This window comes from Sphingobacterium sp. Ag1 (assembly GCF_000988325.1).
In the GTDB taxonomy this organism is placed as follows: domain Bacteria; phylum Bacteroidota; class Bacteroidia; order Sphingobacteriales; family Sphingobacteriaceae; genus Sphingobacterium.
The window spans coordinates 25,520-42,365 of sequence record NZ_LBGU01000024.1 but is presented as its reverse complement, the minus strand read 5'-3'; the positions used below and the strand labels follow the sequence as shown (position 1 = coordinate 42,365).

Sequence of the window (16,846 nt, the reverse complement as noted above, 5' to 3'; positions counted from 1 at the left end):
TGCTTTGAGCGCTCGGAAGCTGCCTGCTTACTTTATTTCTTTAATGCCCATATTCCAAAGAGCAAAAGCATATTTATCAACTGTACTATTGATCAGAACTTCTGTTGACCGCCCAGCACCATGACCAGCTTTTGTCTCAATACGAATCAATACCGGATTATCACAAGCTTGTTTTGCCTGTAGTTCGGAAGCAAACTTATAGGAGTGTGCTGGTACCACACGATCATCATGATCTCCCGTAAAGACCATTGTCGCTGGGTAACAAACTCCAGTTTTCACATTATGTACCGGAGAATATGCTTTCAGATAGTCAAACATTTCTTTGCTATCATTGACTGTACCATAATCATAGGACCAACCTGCACCGGCTGTGAAGGTATGATAACGCAACATGTCCAAAACACCGACCTCGGGAAGCGCGACCTTGGCTACTTTGGGATCTATTGTCATTGTTGCACCAACAAGAAGCCCTCCATTAGATCCCCCCGATAAAGCGGTATACTCGGGTGACGTATAACCATTTTCCTGAAGATAATGTGCGGCGGCAATAAAATCGTTAAACACATTCAACTTGTTAAACTGCCTACCGCCATCATGCCATTTCTGACCATATTCGCCGCCCCCACGTAAATTCGGAACAGCATAAACACCGCCATTTGCCAGCCACACCGCAACGGAAGTACTAAAGGCAGGTGTCAAGCTGATATTAAAGCCACCATAACCGTACACAATCGTCGGGTTTTTGCCATTCAAAACCATCCCCTTCTTGTAGGTAATAATCATCGGAACTTTAGTACCGTCTTTGGATGTGTAGAAAACCTGTTTCGATTCATACTGATCGGAATCAAACTTCACCTTAGGTTTAATATAAAGTGCAGACTGACCGGAATTCACGTCAAATTTATAGCTTGAAGAAGGCGTAATGTAATTTGAAAAACCAAAATAAATTTCTTTTTCCTTTTTCTTGCCCGAAAAACCACTCGCTGTGCCCACACCTGGCAATTCTATTTGCCGAATCTTTTTACCGGTATAATCATATTGAATCACCACTGAAACCGCATCTTTCAAATAATTTGCAAAAAGATAACCACCTCCGGTGCTGATCGAAAGCACATTTTCAGTTTCTGGAATAACATCTTTCCAGTTCTCCTTTGCAGGATTCTTCAAATCAACTCTTACCAAACGGTTGTTGGCAGCCTTGTAGTTTGTCTCCAATAAGAAACTATCCCCAATATTGTCAACGACACCTGTATTGGCATCAAAATGATCTTGTAGGCAGACAATCTTGCTATTCGGTTGCTGGAGATCCTGATAATAAAGTTCATTTCCTGATGTCGTATTTGCAGCAGAAATAATCAGGTAACGTTGATCGTCTGTTAATGAAGCACCGACATACCGTCTCGGTGTTGCAGCACCGCCAAAAACCAATTTATCTATAGATTGGGCTGTTTTAAGTTTATGGTAGTATAATTTATGTTGGTCTGTTTTTTCAGAAAGTTCAGATCCCTTTGGCTTATCGTAACTCGAGTAATAAAAACCATCATTTCCTTTCCATGCAATACCAGAGAATTTGACATCCACGAGCGTTTCACCTACAGGCGCTTTATCTTTGGCATTCAGCACAATGACTTTTCGCCAGTCTGATCCACCTTCAGAAATAGAATAGGCGACTAAGCTCCCATCCTTTGAAAATGAAACATCAGCCAATGAAGTCGATCCATCTTTCGAGAATGTATTTGGATCCAGGAAAACTTCTTCGGCTCCCCCCTCCCCTAGTTTACGGTAAAGCACAGCATGTTGCTGCAAGCCATTATTCTTAAAAAAATATGTATACCCACCTTCCTTAAACGGAGTTCCTATTTTTTCATAATTCCATATTTCGGTCAATTGATCTTTTAATTTTGTACGGAATGGAATTGCATTCAAATAGTCAAAAGTCACTTTATTCTCTGCCTGTACCCAGCTTTTTGTTTCAGCTGAACGGTCATCTTCCAGCCAGCGGTAAGGATCTGCTACCTTTTCACCCCAAAATTCATCCACGACAGTTCCTTTATTTGTCGTCGGATATGTCAACTGTTGTCCATAACCAGTCGTCGCTGTACCTGCCATACCTATCATCATTAGGATAAGACCAAATTTCTTATTTTTCATAAAACCTTTATACTTGTTTCAACCAATCTAAGTTTTATTCACCTAGCATCTGAAAATTCAATTTGAGTTGAATATAAACAAATTTATCGACCTCTTACCTACCTCAGGTAGTTTTTTCTCTTCCTCGAATAAGAACTAAAAAACCTCGATTCATCACTTCCCGCTTGTCCTTTACGCTAGCAATCAAACCACCTACATCAAAGCGAATAAATAAATAGATAAATAAAACATGAGCCGCTCATAGTAGTATTAAACACATTTCTGCAGCGTATATTTTTATCACAACCGAAATTTCTTTAGATTTATTTAAATCTTGAAAATACTATAACCATGTTCAAAAAAGTCGTATACCTTTCTTTGTCCATTTCCATTCTTCAAATTGGAATAAGCGAAGCACAACAACTTTCCATAGATCAACAATATCGATCCACTCCCACTCAGATCAACGATCTTGTCCACACCAAACTCGATGTGCGTTTTGACTATACCAATCAATTCCTCAATGGAAAAGAGTGGGTTACATTAAAACCTCATTTCTACCCAACAGACTCCCTCCGCCTTGATGCAAAAGGCATGGATATTAAACAGGTTTCTTTGGTCAATGGCTCACAATTGATTCCCTTAAAATATACCTATGATGATCACTCTCTACGGATTAAGCTCGACCGTAATTACCTTGCTAAGGAGCAATATACAGTATACCTCGATTACACAGCAAAACCCAACTTATTAAAAGTTCAGGGCAGCGCGGCAATCAACGATGCAAAGGGGCTTTATTTTATCAATCCAGATGAGCATACGCCAAACAAACCCCGTCAAATATGGACACAAGGTGAGACCGAGGCATCATCCGCCTGGTTCCCGACGATTGATCGCCCCAACCAAAAAACGACGGCTGAAATCTCCATGACCGTTCTTGACAATTATGTCAGTTTATCGAACGGTGCATTGAGCAGTCAACAGAAGAATAGTGATGGTACCCGTACAGATACCTGGAAAATGGATCTGCCACATGCTCCATATCTATTTATGATGGCCGTTGGTGATTTTAAAATCTATCAGGACAAGTACAATAATATTCCTGTTGATTACTACCTGGAACCGAAATATGCACCCTATGCCAAGGATATTTTCGGAAAGACACCGGCCATGATGGATTTTTACAGCAAGACTCTAGGCGTTCCTTACCCTTGGAATAAGTATGCGCAGATTGTCTGTCGCGATTATGTCTCAGGCGCCATGGAAAATACAAGTGCAACATTACATGGCGAACATGTACAGAAGACGAAACGCGAATTGTTGGACGATAATCAGGAGGGAACGATCGCCCATGAACTGTTTCACCAGTGGTTTGGCGATTTGGTAACAGCAGAATCTTGGTCCAATTTAACCATGAATGAATCCTTCGCTACTTTCGGCGAGGTTATCTGGCGTGAGCACGATGGTGGTAAAGATCGTGGCGATAAATCTAGATTTGAAAAACTCCAGTCTTATCTCAAATCGACTAAAAATGGAAAAAGTCCGACTTTAGCCCGTTATTATTATCATGATAAAGAAGATATGTTTGATAATATCAGCTATGCAAAAGGCTCATTGATTCTCTATGCCTTAAAAGAACAAATGGGTGATGAAGCGTTCTATCAATCGTTGAAAAAATACTTGACAGACAATTCCTTTAAAACCGGCGAACCGCAACAGCTCCGTCTAGCGATGGAAGAGGTGACCGGAAAAGACTGGGCTCCGTACTTCAATCAATGGTATTACCAAGGTGGACATCCAATTTTGAAAATCACGACAAGAAACGGAGAGAACAGTATTATCTTGAATGTAGCCCAAATACAAGATTCAACCGTGCAGACATTCCAACTTCCTTTGGCCGTCGATATCTATACCAAAAATGGTAAGATCAGACAGACCTTTCAACTCAACAAGCGAAATGCCCAATTTATGATTCCGTTACCTGCTGCTGTTGAATTTATTGATATCGATCCCGAAAAAACACTCGTTGGCCAAATTCAGATCGATAAATCTGATGCCGACTATCTGTATCAATATGAACATGCGCCTTCATTTGCCAACCGCGTCGGTGCGATTGCCTATGCTTCAAAAAATCCGACAAATATCATCAGCCAGCAAATCTTAACAAAAGCATTGGCGGATACCGATGCGGATCTTGCTGCAACAGCAATTCAAGGGCTCGATTTAAGCAATCCCACGGTCCGCAAGTCGACAGAAAAAACCATCTTGACACTTGCAGAGAAATCCGAAGCCTCTGTCATCCGTGCCTCTGCGATTCAAAAGCTTGCACAGACAAAAGATAAAAAATATAAAAGTCTAATTCTGAATGCTGTCTCCGACAAATCCTATATGGTTATCGCAAGTTCAATCATGGCAATAAAAAGTGCGTATCCAGATCAACTTCAGCAGTCCTTGAAGCGCATTGATCCCGATGCTACGGAATATCTAAAGGCGCTCATCACCGAATTATCTAAATCATAGCAAAATATATTGTGGAGGCGCATTTTGTATTCGCCTCCATTTTTTTTAGTTTTGGCCACATGTCAACAAGAACAAAAATTTATTTTGCCTCCGACTTTCATCTTGGATCTTACCCCTTGGAACGTTCACGGGAAAGGGAGCTGCAAATTATACAGTGGCTCGACCAGATCAAAACAGATGCTGCACAGCTCTATCTTGTTGGTGATATTTTTGATTTCTGGTTTGAATATGCCACGGTTGTCCCGAAAGGCTATATCCGCTTTTTGGGTAAATTAGCCGAAATTTCGGATCTCGGCATTCCCATTACTTTATTTAAAGGAAACCACGATATGTGGATGTTTGATTACCTCAAAAAGGAATTAAATGTTCGAATCATCGACAATGAGCTGGAATTAGAACTCAACGGAAAACACTTTTATATTCACCACGGCGATGGATTAGGTTCCGGGGATTACAAATACAAGATACTCAAGAAAGTATTTCGGAGCCGTCTATGCCAATGGTTATTTGCGCGGTTGCACCCAAATCTCGGAATCGGAATCGCAACACGCTGGTCCAAACATAGCAGGCTTTCGAATAATGAAGACGAAAAGTTTTTGGGCGAAGATAAAGAATGGCTGATTGGCTATGCCAAGGAGCTGGAGTCAACCCAACATCACGACTATTATATCTTTGGTCATCGACATCTCCCCTATGATGTTGAACTGAACTCCAATAGCCGTATTTTAAATTTAGGGGAATGGATCAATTACCATACCTATGCAGTATGGGATGGTGAAACTTTACGTTTGGAAAAATGGGCGAGCAAATCCTAATTTCTTTATCCGATTGCCTGAATGGTTACCACTTCCTAACACCCGAAAGTGCTGCAAAATTGGAGCAGGTCAGTAAGAAAATCACAGCGAAAAGAAATAGCCTGTTGATCGAACAGGACAAAATTCAAAAACACATCTATTTTCTGGCTTCCGGATTAGCCCGCGTTTACTACGAGACGGCCAACCGTCAGATTACCCTGGATTTTGTTTCACCCGGTGGAACGCTCATATCCATGAATAGTTATGTACATGATACCCCAGGTTATGAAAATATAGACCTTTTGGAGGACAGTGTTGTTTATCAGATAGACCAAAAGCAACTTTTTGATCTCTACGAAAGTGATATTGCCATTGCCAACTGGGGAAGAAAGATGGCTGAACTTGAATTTATCAAGGCCGAGCAACGAACCATGTCCAAGCTCTTTAATACTGCCCAAGAGCGCTATGCCGAGTTACTTCAAAAATACCCCCAATATATTCAACGGATCAAACTTGGTTACATCGCCTCCTATCTCGGTGTCAGTCAGGTTACCCTAAGCCGGATTCGCGCAAATATTCACACAAATTTTTAACATTTGTAAAAATTATTATCGCCCTAAAGCCGGATCTTTGTGTCGAAACAAAAAATCAAAAAAAGATATGAACTGGGTATTTTTAATATTGGGTGGATTATGCGAAATCGGCTTTACGACCTGCTTAGGTAAAGCCAAATATGCAACCGGAAATGCGCAATGGCTCTGGTACGGTGCCTTTGTCGTATTCTTATTTGCAAGTATGGGCTTATTGATCAAAGCTACACAGACACTTCCCTTAGGCACAGCTTATGCTGTTTGGACCGGAATAGGTGCAGTAGGTACCGTTTTAATGGGGATCATCTTCTTTAAGGAGCCGGCAGATTTTTGGCGCATATTCTTTATTTTCACGCTGATTGCTTCCATCGTGGGACTAAAAGCAGTTTCCTCTCATTAATAGCAGGCTAGGTTGTTTAAAAGCAACAAAATTTCCTTACTTTTGTACACTCAATAGTAATCTAGGTCATACATTCCTAGAAGAAGCATTTTCGATATATGTTAGATAAATTACAAGCGATAAAAGAAAGATGGGAAGAAGTGGAAGCCGAATTGAGCAACCCTGATACCATGCAAGATATGAAACGTTTTGCCAAATTGAATAAAGAGTACAAAGATTTGGGCAAAATCGTGGATCAGTACCATATTTACAAAAATATGGTGAGTAATATTGATACCAATAAGGACATCATCATGAACGAGAAAGATCAAGAACTTCGTGAGATGGCTAAAGAGGAATTGGATCTTTTATACGTAGCAAAAGAAGAAAAAGAAGAAGAAATTCGCTTAATGTTGATTCCGAAGGATCCTGAAGATGCGAAAAACGCCATTATCGAAATTCGTGGTGGATCAGGTGGTGATGAAGCAGCCTTATTCGCTGGCGACCTTTACCGCATGTACACACGTTATTTCGAAACCAAAGGCTGGCGCAACGAAGTAATGGACGTTACTGAAGGAACTTCTGGCGGTTATAAGGAGGTGATCTTAAAAGTCATCGGTGAAGACGTTTACGGACAATTGAAATACGAATCAGGTGTACATCGTGTACAACGCGTTCCGGATACGGAAACACAGGGTCGTGTACATACTTCTGCAGCATCTGTTGCAGTTCTTCCTGAAGCTGAAGATGTCGATGTTGAGATCAATCCGGGTGATATTGAATTACAGACATCCCGTTCAGGTGGTGCCGGTGGACAGAACGTCAACAAGGTAGAAACAAAGGTACAGTTGACGCATAAACCGACGGGTATCGTTGTTGTTTGTCAGGTAGAACGTTCCCAATTAGCCAACCGTGAGTTAGCGATGGAGATGTTGCGAAACAAACTTTACGAGCTCGAGCTGAACAAAAAGAACGGCGACATCGCTGCAAAAAGAAAAACTTTGGTATCTACTGGAGACCGTTCGGCAAAAATTCGTACCTATAACTACCCACAAGGTCGCGTAACGGAGCACCGTATTGGAATGACGATGTACAACTTACCGGCAATTATGGACGGTGATATTCAAGGAATTATCGATGCATTGCAGTTTGCGGAGAATGCAGAGAAGATGAAAGACGGTCAAGTAGATTAGTTTTTTTTCAAAAAATCTTTGCAGATACGTAAACAAACGCTATATTTGCACACCTTCTGAGGAGAAGGGTTGAGGTCTGGTAGTTCAGCTGGTTAGAATACATGCCTGTCACGCATGGGGTCGCGGGTTCGAGTCCCGTCCAGACCGCTTCAAAAGAGAGAGAAATCTCATACGTTCTTTAACAAAAATAAGTTTTTAAGATTTTTAGGTCTGGTAGTTCAGCTGGTTAGAATACATGCCTGTCACGCATGGGGTCGCGGGTTCGAGTCCCGTCCAGACCGCCAAAAATTATTAAAAACAATCCTTAAGATTTTAGGTCTGGTAGTTCAGCTGGTTAGAATACATGCCTGTCACGCATGGGGTCGCGGGTTCGAGTCCCGTCCAGACCGCTAAAATTTTAAAAACACATTGTTGGTCTGGTAGTTCAGCTGGTTAGAATACATGCCTGTCACGCATGGGGTCGCGGGTTCGAGTCCCGTCCAGACCGCCAACAAGAAAAGCATCATTTAATTATAAATGATGCTTTTTTTTTGCCTTAACAAGACAACAACTATTATTTTTTCAATTCGTACTGAAGTGCTCCAGAAGGGCAATGCTTGATCTGTTCAATCAATTCAGCTGTACTGGCATTTTGGGCTGTGATCCAAGGCCTATCTTTCGGATGATACACATTTGGGAGACTCTTCACACAAACCGCAGCATGTGCACAGCGTTCAGGTATCCAAAGAACGGTTATCTCTCCATTTGGATGTGGATATCTAACTATTTTTTCCATAATTCCATCTCTCTTTAGCAATTTATATTTTAAGAACTAATAACGATAAGAACAATTTTGTTTTAAGAATTGGCTTTTCGCTTTTTAATCATACTGCTCACCCGGTAGATCATAAAAATACCGATGATAGAGAGCAGAATCACACTCATCCCTAATGTAGGATAATGTTCCAAGGGGCTTTCTTTTGTTTCTTGAACAATGATTACACCTGCTAGCGAAGCTGCCACACCTCCTGCCAGCTGCTGCAACGATGAACTGATACTCATAAATGCACCCCGATCTTTCATCTCCGGAACAGCCGTGATCAAAGCGGAAGAAGGCGTCATCCGACTTAAAATGCCCGCCATCATTAAAATGTTTAAGATAACAACAATATAAAATGGAGTAACACCTAGGTTCGTGTAGATAAATACGACAACCATGAGCCAAAGGGAAGCGAACGCGAAAATCTTAAACTTATCGTAACGGTCGCTCAATTTCCCAACGATAGGCATAATAATCAATGAAGCGACACCCGAAATCATAAACAACATCGGCAGCTGCTCATGGCTAACTTTGAGGTTATTGACTGCAAAAGCACTTCCAAAAGGCATCATCATATAACCTCCAATGGATAGCAAGGCTGTTGCAGCGAAGCCGATACGATATTCTCGCTGTGAAAAAGTCAGCCAAAGGTGCTTTAACGCAGATTGATGTTTCTGAAGACCGATATGTGCTGTAATCGGAATGAGTTTAATTGCAATGATAATGACAATAATCAAAGCCATCACGGCAATCCATAAAAAGGCGCTATGCCAGCCCCAATTGTTTGCGATATACAGACCTATCGGAATGCCTAGGACCTGGCTGGCGCCAAAGCCCATTTGTACAAAGCCCATCACACGTCCACGTTGCTGAAGCGTAAAGATATCGGTGATAATAGCCATGGAGATCGAACCAATGACCCCTCCAAAGAGGCCCGTGATGATTCGAGCAGCGACCAAAGTCCAGTAATCGTTAGCAAAGCTACAGCAGAAGGTCCCGATAATAAAGCCAGAATAGAAAAAAAGCAGCAGCTTCTTTCGATCAAAACGATCGGCAAAGCCCGCGGTCAGCAGACCAGAAGCACCCGCGCTAAAAGCATAGGCCGAAACCGCAATCCCAAATTGAGCTGGTTTGAGATCGATGGCTTTCATCAGGATATCCCCCATCGGTGACATCACCATAAAATCAAGCACGACCGTAAATTGTGTCATGGCCAATAAAAAGACCACAAGTTTTTGGTATGCCGTAAAAGGCGCATTATCAAGTTTATTTATTTCCATACTGTCCGGTTTGCCTCGGTTTAAACTGGCCTAAAAATACAGAAGTGCGCGAACATTATATGTAATAAGTTTGCAAAATTATCGCCCGAGACCTTACGTGAAACGAAACGATCGTTCAGACATATCGATCGCACTATTTAATCTTATCCTGGGTCGCCAACAAAAAAGCCAGCACCTGTTTGACAGGTGCTGGCTCAATATGCGATTTAAAGCAAATTATTCAGCGATAACAGCAAATTCAGCTCCGGAAGCATAATCATCACCACGTTGGGAGTTAAGTCCTGTAAAGCGGATATAACGTCCTTTCACAGGCTTTTCGAATCGAACAGTTTTTAATTTTTTATTCCGTTCAAAAGATCCGGACATCACATCTTCCCAGTTCTTCCCATCTTTACTCACCTGGATCTTATAATCCTTGATATCGCCATTCGGTCCATCCTGTCTTGGTAGAAAAGTGAAGCCCTTAATTGTTTTGCTACTCCCAGCATCAAAATCAACCCAATGTGGATACTGTGCTACGGTAACCGAATACATCGTATGCCAAATCGAGGAAGGATCTCCATCCAATAGGTTCTTGGCATCCCCCTCACCAGTCTCTTGACTTGAAGCAAAAACAACTTCCATTGGAATGGTTTCGATTTTAGTGTATTGTTGTGTTACCTTCAATTTTTCATTTTGCTGATACCAAGCCGTTACTGTACCGCCGGCGCGTAAATCAAAAGGCGCTTTATAGACACTTGCCTTTGCATTGTTCAAACTGTATAATACGGTCTCATTTTTATTTCCCGATTGAATAGAAACTTCTCCATTTGAACTTCTTGCCAACGAAATGGGCGCATCACCGGCAGTCGCTACCTGAGCCTTTGCTATCATATCATTGTTCTGAATCGGACGGATAATGAAACCGATAGCCGTTGGTACTGCTTTCACACGGTCCTTTTCTAACGGTGGCCCTTGTCCACAGCTATTACCACCAAGTCCTGTTACAGCTGCATCAAGATGCACGTGTACGCCCGAACTCTTTGGTAATTGATAAGGGTGCGGTGCAAAGGTCAACTCCAGCTCACTATAGTCCAAAGCGGATGTTGATAAATGCTCTTTCGCAACAAAAACAACTCCCTGTCCAGCATTATTTGTCAATGCTGTCCAACGCACATCCTCATTGTTGCTCATATTTTGCGGATTAGGCCATGGCACGAACTGATCTTTTACAGTGCTTTTGTGCAATTCAATAAATTGTGCTGTCTTCCGATCAGCATAATTATTGATCGGCCCACGTCCATAATAACTATAATTGCCATACTCGGTCGGCAATTGCAAAGCATATCCCAATCGAGCTAATACAACACTTGCATTATTGGATGTAATACTCGACGACAATTCAATAGAGCCATCCTTATAAATTGTCCAGATCTGATTGCTTGTAAATTTAAAATCATCTTTGCCAAAAGGCTTATCTGTATGCTCTTTAAGCGTGTAGGTTCCCGAAGTTCCCCCCAACAAAGACGCACCATATGGGGCTTGGGATTCAACCGTAAACGCCAATACAACTGTTCCATCTTTCTTGGTATAACTGTTTGACGACAAAACCTTATGTTTAAGGTTATGCAATCCTTTTTCAAACCATTGTTGGTAAGCCCAGTTGTCATTGTCAACCGGAGCACGTAGTGCATCCAATTTTGGGCCTTCGCCATCGCGGATAACTTGTTTACCGGCATACATTAGATTATATATCGAGCCTGTTTTATTGTCAAACTTCGCGATAAATTGATCTCCCTTCACCACCTGCAAATCACCTTCTTTGGAAAGCGACGGAGCCCCTCCTTGTGCAACAGCGGAAATCAACGGTTTATTTTCAGCCGCTTTGACAAACAGTTGTTCCTCCATTTGAACAAAACCTTTGGCCGCCCAAGGCCGATCCGTATTGAGGATAAACTGTATTTTTACAAAATACTCCGATCCCGCATCTAACTGCGCATAATTTATCGGCAATACAAGCTGCTTACGCTGGCGCGCTGTCGGCAAATCAGCGGCACTGATTGTACCTGCACTATTTTTTACTTCTACCCCATCCTTATATAGCGACCATTGAACCTGATAATCGGATAGATCTTTAAAATAATTTTTATTGAAAAGCTCAATTTTCCCCTGTTGAATATCAACAGCCTTTACGCCCGCATTTTGGTACACTTTCTTGACCTCAAAATACTGTGGCTTAGGTTTCATATCGGCAAAGATCAACCCATTATTGACAAAGGTTCCATCATTGGGTTTGTCTCCAAAGTCGCCGCCATAAGCGAGAAAGCGTTCGCCGGTCTTCTTATCGTAATAATACATGGCCTGATCAATCCAATCCCAGATGGCACCGCCCATAAAGAAGTTGGTCGATTCGATGGCTTCCCAATAATCAATTAGGTTACCAACGGCATTACCCATGGAATGTGAATACTCCGAGATATGAAATGGATATTTCAATTTGTAAGTGCCTTTTACAGCTCCTCTTACCCAGTCTATTGAGGGGTATTGATTGGAGCCCATATCAACGATTGTATTGTTACGCTCGTATTGAACAGGTCTTGACGTATCGATTTTCTTGATAGCCTGATAGGCGGCCACGAAATTATCACCCGGACCGGCTTCATTTCCTAAAGACCAGATAACCACTGCCGGATGGTTGATGGTCGAATGCACCATCTCGATATTACGGGCTACATGGGCATTTTTCCATTCAGGAACATGAGAAAGAGACTCTTTGCCATAATAATATTCATGGCTTTCGATATTGGCTTCATCCTCGAGATAAATTCCATATTTATCGCATAAATAATACCAATAAGCAGGTTCTGGATAATGCGAATTCCGGACATGGTTGATATTCGCCCGTTTCATTAATTTTACCTCAGCTTCCATCTGTTCTCTGGTCACTACTTTGCCATGTTCAGGATTGGTTTCATGACGGTTGACGCCTTTCAGTTTCACCGTCTTACCATTGACATAATAATAACGTCCGGCCAAGCCAAATTCATCATCCGCAGCCTTGGTATCTTTAATCTCAACCTTTCTAAATCCAACGTAGGTAGAAATAGTCTCAACCGTTTTGTTTTTTTTATCCTTCAATTCAGCCACCAAAGTATACCGATAAGGTAATTCGGCAGACCATTTATCCGGATTTTTGACGTTCAACGTTGCTACTATGCTATTGGAAACTTGACCATCCAGGGCTGGCACAGCTGATGAAGCTTCTGTCTGATCAACAAGGGTATTCTCGTCACTGTATAGTTTATTTTTATAAAGTGAATAAACTACTTTATACCCTTCAGCTTTCTTATTACCCAGATTGCGTACAGTACTCGTAATTTTCAACGAACCATTTTCGTAATTGCTGTCCAAGTCTGGAATGGCCGCTAAATCGCGAATCTGAACTTTTGGCGTTGAAGTCAGCGAAACATCCCGAAATATCCCGGGCAATCTAAACATATCCTGATCTTCCAAAAAGGAAGCGTCCGAACTCCGATAAACTTCAACAGCCAACACATTTTCAGCACCCTTTTTTAAGTAAGGCGAGATATTGAAAGATGCGACGTTTCTGGAATTTTTTGAAAATCCGACATATTTGCCATTTATCCACAGGTAGAAAAAGGAGTCTACACCGTCAAAATTGATAAATACCTCACGACCGTCCCAATGAGTAGGTACTGTAAAGTTACGTCGGTACGATCCCACTTCATTACGGTAGACATAAGTTGTCCAATCTTGGGCTGGTGTCCGCATAACTCCGCCGCGCCAATCATCGACCTTAACTTGATGATGAAAGATCACACGTTGGTTGGTATAAATAGGTACACCATATTTTAAGCTTCCATCCTTCTGTATACCATAAATATTCCAGCTCATAGGGACTGGAACAGATTCCCAGGCACCCACATTATAATTCGGATCATAAAAGTCCTTTGGTCGCTCTTCCGGGGTCTTTACCCAGTTAAACTTCCAGGATCCATTGAGCGAAAGCCAATAGTTACTATGCTCGGGAAGTACTTTTCGCGCACTTTCTACGTTCTGAAAGGAGAAGAACGACGCATGCGGCAACTCCTTATTAAGTGATAATAATTGAGGCGATTCCCATTCATTCCCTTTCGGAGCTGCTGTAGCTCCATACTGGAAACCGTCGATAGATGAGGTAATCGTTTGCCCTATCGTAACAGTAGTGTCCAGCGACAGCAATGAGGCTAGAATCGTTGAAAAAATAACAGAGTTTCTTAACATAATGTAATTAAGCAATTTAGTCCAGGAAACCAAATGTAACTTCATTTTGTAGTAATAACAAGCAGATTATTAAAGCACTCGATTGCGAAACTTTTTCGATACAAAAAAGATCATATCGAACTTTAAAATTGTACTATAAGATCTCCTTTTGAGGATCGTAAATAAAACAATGTAAAAACGTAAAAAATTGACCCGGCGAAAAATAACGATGTCCTCCCAAAAGAAGCTGATTCCAATAAAAAACAAATGCTTTCGGTTTCAAGGAATAAGCCTTATTTTTGGGGATAGATTTCGCTTTAAACAAATAAAAGTTTACGTTTGAAAATATTTCGAAGAATTTTATTTTTCAAAGGGTTACAATTTAAGCATTAAGGTATTAATAGGTGAGTAAATTCAGTAAATCAGTCCTGCTAGAAAATGATGAGCAAATCATTGAAGGCATCAAAGACGGCAACAGCTTGGCGATAGATGCTATCTACAAGCGGTACTATCCGTCTATAAGCCATATGATCTTGCAAAACAATGGAAGTGAGGATGAAGCGAAAGATATTTTTCAAGAAGCTGTCATTGTGCTCTACGATAAAGTTACCAAAGGGAACTTTGAGCTCAGCAGCAAACTTAAAACATATCTTTACTCGATTTGCAGAAGGCTTTGGCTTAAGCAACTCAATCGTGCTGGTTTTGGCAACAGTGACATTAGCGGTTATGAAGATTCCTTATTTGAGGAAGAAGATCTACAACAGCATCAAGAACTTGAAAAGAAGTTCGACCAAATGGAACTTGCCTTAGAGAAAATGGGAGAACCTTGTAAGACAATCTTACATGATTTCTACATCTTAAACCATTCGATGCAGGACATCTGTGATAAATTTGGTTACACCAATACAGATAATGCCAAGACTCAGAAGTATAAATGCCTACAACGGCTGAAAAAAATATTTTTTTCAACAGATTAAAATTAGTGTAACACCATGGGAACAATGAATCAAAAAGAATTTTTCGAATTAGCAGACCAGTATCTTCGCGGCGAATTATCGGCCGAAGAAAAAGCTGCATTTGAATCTTTTTGTGCTGATCAGCCCTCCTATGCTGCCCAATTACAACAACACCGCGAATTTGTTGCCAATATGAAAGAAACCAGTCAACGGCTGGATTTCAAAAATGCATTAGCACAATCAGCAAAAGAATACCATAAAACCCAAAACAAAGCCGCAAAGGTAGTTCCTATAAAACAATCAGCGGTAATTTCACTTTGGGAACGCATCAAAGCAAGTTCTTTAGTGGCTGCGGTGGTAGCGGTATTTGCAGTATTTGGCACATTATGGCTGAGCGGTTATTACAGCAACCTCGAGAAAGCATCTTCCGATTACAGTGCATTACGTAGAGACATGAACAATGTCAAAAAGAACGTCAACGCACACAATGCTGCTATCAGGGATATCAATGACAAAAAATCTGTAAAAGGTACCGAAAGCCAGTTTGGTGCAACAGGATTTATGTTGACGACAGATGGCTATGTCGTCACCAATTACCATGTCATTAGCGGGGCTGATTCGATCTATTTACAAAATAGTAAAGGCGAATCGTATAAAGCACAAATCGTACACACCGATCCAAGCAAAGACTTGGCTATCTTATACATCGCAGATAAGGCCTTTAAGAAAGCTAAAAGCTTACCTTACACATTCAAAACGTCGACTTCAGATCTTGGTGAAGATATTTATACGATCGGGTTTCCTCGGGACGAAGCAGTATATGGTCAGGGATACCTAAGTTCATCAACAGGTTATGCCGGTGATACCATCGCTTATCAGATCTCCGTACCTGTCAATCCAGGTAACAGTGGCGGTCCGGTATTGGATAGCAGAGGTAATGTGATTGGTATTATTTCCGGAAAACAACGTGGCATAGATGGTGCCGCCTTTGCAATCAAAACGAAATCAATCTTGAACGCCTTAGCGGACATACCAAGTGATTCACTGGTTACCGGTCTTAAGATCAACAAAAAGAATAGCTTGGCAGGTTTACCAAGGACAGAACAAATCAAGAAAATGCAAGACTATATCTACATGGTTAAAGTCTATTAGGAGGCATTTATAACTTATAAAAAAGGCAACGTTTTTCAACGTTGCCTTTTTTTGTTCTTTAATTCCAAGGGCTTACTCCCTATAGATTAGGTTGTGGCGTCGTTCTCAAATACGGTTTGATCTCTTTGAAGCCTTTTGGAAATTTAGCAGGAATATCTTCTGTCTTGATCGCTGGCACAACAATAACATCTTCACCATGCTTCCAGTCAGCGGGCGTAGCGACTTGATAATCGGCAGTTAGCTGTAAAGAATCTATGACCCGTAAAATTTCATCAAAATTACGACCTGTTGATGCTGGATAGGTCAGCGTCAATTTGATCTTTTTGTCAGGACCGATAATAAATACGGAACGTACGGTCGCTGTTGCGGAAGCATTTGGGTGGATCATATCGTACAATTCGGATACATGATGATCTTCATCAGCAATAACCGGAAAATTCACTTCGGTATTTAGCGTTTCATTGATATCCTTAATCCAATTCAAGTGATCGTTTACATTATCGACGCTTAGCGCAATGGCCTTCACACCCCTCTTGTCAAATTCAGATTTCAATTTTGCCGTACGGCCCAACTCTGTAGTACATACCGGCGTATAATCTGATGGGTGCGAAAAGAAAACGACCCAGCTATCTTTGATATAATCGTGAAAGTCTATTTCACCAATGGTTGTTTGCGCTTTAAAATTTGGCGCTTCATCCCCTAATCTTAAACTCATAATCTTATTTTTTAAATGTGTTTAAATTATATAGTCTACAAATATAGTAGATTAAATTTAGCAAACAAGTAATTCTTCATTTTTTTAAATTGAAAT

12 protein-coding genes and 4 tRNA genes are annotated in these 16,846 nt (G+C 41.1%); 11 read left to right on the top strand and 5 right to left on the bottom strand.

The genetic code is table 11. The features are described 5' to 3' along the window. Window positions 1-27 precede the first annotated feature (27 nt). The gene (locus tag AAW12_RS04005) at window positions 28-2,151 is read right to left on the bottom strand and encodes a prolyl oligopeptidase family serine peptidase (RefSeq protein ID WP_046672319.1); all 2,124 of its coding nucleotides are present in this window, start codon (window positions 2,149-2,151) and stop codon (window positions 28-30) included. A gap of 330 nt (window positions 2,152-2,481) precedes the next feature. Here AAW12_RS04005 and AAW12_RS04000 point away from each other — a divergent pair, with 330 nt between their 5' ends. The 9 genes from AAW12_RS04000 to AAW12_RS03960 all read left to right on the top strand — a co-directional run bounded on the left by AAW12_RS04000 (window position 2,482) and on the right by AAW12_RS03960 (window position 8,096). Further along, on the top strand, window positions 2,482-4,650 hold the full coding sequence (locus AAW12_RS04000) for a M1 family aminopeptidase (RefSeq protein WP_046672318.1): 2,169 nt from the start codon (window positions 2,482-2,484) through the stop codon (window positions 4,648-4,650). Window positions 4,651-4,709: 59 nt separating this feature from the next. Continuing rightward, window positions 4,710-5,465, top strand: coding sequence for a UDP-2,3-diacylglucosamine diphosphatase (locus AAW12_RS03995; protein ID WP_046672317.1), 756 nt, complete (start codon window positions 4,710-4,712; stop codon window positions 5,463-5,465). After that, a complete protein-coding gene (locus AAW12_RS03990) occupies window positions 5,447-6,037 on the top strand; it encodes a Crp/Fnr family transcriptional regulator (protein WP_084823069.1) in 591 nt (196 codons plus the stop codon). The genes AAW12_RS03995 and AAW12_RS03990 overlap by 19 nt, the downstream gene beginning before the upstream one ends. Before the next feature lie 67 nt (window positions 6,038-6,104). After that, the gene (locus AAW12_RS03985) at window positions 6,105-6,434 is read left to right on the top strand and encodes a DMT family transporter (RefSeq protein ID WP_046672316.1); all 330 of its coding nucleotides are present in this window, start codon (window positions 6,105-6,107) and stop codon (window positions 6,432-6,434) included. A gap of 98 nt (window positions 6,435-6,532) precedes the next feature. Further along, entirely contained in the window at window positions 6,533-7,606 is a 1,074-nt protein-coding gene (gene prfA, locus AAW12_RS03980) for a peptide chain release factor 1 (protein ID WP_046672315.1), read from the top strand. Between the two features lie 73 nt (window positions 7,607-7,679). Next, window positions 7,680-7,753, top strand: a tRNA-Asp gene (locus AAW12_RS03975). A gap of 60 nt (window positions 7,754-7,813) precedes the next feature. Continuing rightward, window positions 7,814-7,890: transfer RNA gene (locus tag AAW12_RS03970), tRNA-Asp, on the top strand. Between the two features lie 31 nt (window positions 7,891-7,921). Further along, window positions 7,922-7,995, top strand: a tRNA-Asp gene (locus tag AAW12_RS03965). A 24-nt stretch (window positions 7,996-8,019) separates the two neighbouring features. Then, window positions 8,020-8,096, top strand: a tRNA-Asp gene (locus AAW12_RS03960). Window positions 8,097-8,159: 63 nt separating this feature from the next. Here AAW12_RS03960 and AAW12_RS03955 read toward each other — a convergent pair. From AAW12_RS03955 to AAW12_RS03945, 3 genes are all read right to left on the bottom strand, one after another. Then, entirely contained in the window at window positions 8,160-8,381 is a 222-nt protein-coding gene (locus AAW12_RS03955; RefSeq protein WP_046672314.1) for a (4Fe-4S)-binding protein, read from the bottom strand. Between the two features lie 62 nt (window positions 8,382-8,443). Next, complete coding sequence (locus tag AAW12_RS03950) at window positions 8,444-9,685, bottom strand: MFS transporter (protein WP_046672313.1); 1,242 nt, start codon at window positions 9,683-9,685, stop codon at window positions 8,444-8,446. Window positions 9,686-9,901: 216 nt separating this feature from the next. Then, on the bottom strand, window positions 9,902-13,948 hold the full coding sequence (locus tag AAW12_RS03945; protein ID WP_046672358.1) for a glycoside hydrolase family 2 TIM barrel-domain containing protein: 4,047 nt from the start codon (window positions 13,946-13,948) through the stop codon (window positions 9,902-9,904). A 383-nt stretch (window positions 13,949-14,331) separates the two neighbouring features. Between AAW12_RS03945 and AAW12_RS03940 the strand changes: the two genes are divergently transcribed. Beyond that, on the top strand, window positions 14,332-14,904 hold the full coding sequence (locus AAW12_RS03940; RefSeq protein ID WP_046672312.1) for an RNA polymerase sigma factor: 573 nt from the start codon (window positions 14,332-14,334) through the stop codon (window positions 14,902-14,904). A gap of 24 nt (window positions 14,905-14,928) precedes the next feature. Then, on the top strand, window positions 14,929-16,035 hold the full coding sequence (locus AAW12_RS03935; RefSeq protein WP_231585198.1) for a trypsin-like peptidase domain-containing protein: 1,107 nt from the start codon (window positions 14,929-14,931) through the stop codon (window positions 16,033-16,035). 79 nt (window positions 16,036-16,114) lie between these two features. Here the strand turns inward: AAW12_RS03935 and AAW12_RS03930 are convergent, their stop codons facing one another. Then, entirely contained in the window at window positions 16,115-16,750 is a 636-nt protein-coding gene (locus AAW12_RS03930; RefSeq protein WP_046672310.1) for a peroxiredoxin, read from the bottom strand. Between the last annotated feature and the right edge of the window lie 96 nt (window positions 16,751-16,846).

Coding starts and splice junctions, on each gene's coding strand:
- AAW12_RS03935 (WP_231585198.1), top strand. CDS start 14,929: ATGAATCAAAAAGAATTTTTCGAATTAGCAGACCAGTATCTTCGCGGC.
- AAW12_RS03990 (WP_084823069.1), top strand. CDS start 5,447: ATGGGCGAGCAAATCCTAATTTCTTTATCCGATTGCCTGAATGGTTAC.
- AAW12_RS04005 (WP_046672319.1), bottom strand. CDS start 2,151: ATGAAAAATAAGAAATTTGGTCTTATCCTAATGATGATAGGTATGGCA.
- AAW12_RS03995 (WP_046672317.1), top strand. CDS start 4,710: ATGTCAACAAGAACAAAAATTTATTTTGCCTCCGACTTTCATCTTGGA.
- AAW12_RS03945 (WP_046672358.1), bottom strand. CDS start 13,948: ATGTTAAGAAACTCTGTTATTTTTTCAACGATTCTAGCCTCATTGCTG.
- AAW12_RS03955 (WP_046672314.1), bottom strand. CDS start 8,381: ATGGAAAAAATAGTTAGATATCCACATCCAAATGGAGAGATAACCGTT.
- AAW12_RS03930 (WP_046672310.1), bottom strand. CDS start 16,750: ATGAGTTTAAGATTAGGGGATGAAGCGCCAAATTTTAAAGCGCAAACA.
- AAW12_RS04000 (WP_046672318.1), top strand. CDS start 2,482: ATGTTCAAAAAAGTCGTATACCTTTCTTTGTCCATTTCCATTCTTCAA.
- prfA (WP_046672315.1), top strand. CDS start 6,533: ATGTTAGATAAATTACAAGCGATAAAAGAAAGATGGGAAGAAGTGGAA.
- AAW12_RS03985 (WP_046672316.1), top strand. CDS start 6,105: ATGAACTGGGTATTTTTAATATTGGGTGGATTATGCGAAATCGGCTTT.
- AAW12_RS03950 (WP_046672313.1), bottom strand. CDS start 9,685: ATGGAAATAAATAAACTTGATAATGCGCCTTTTACGGCATACCAAAAA.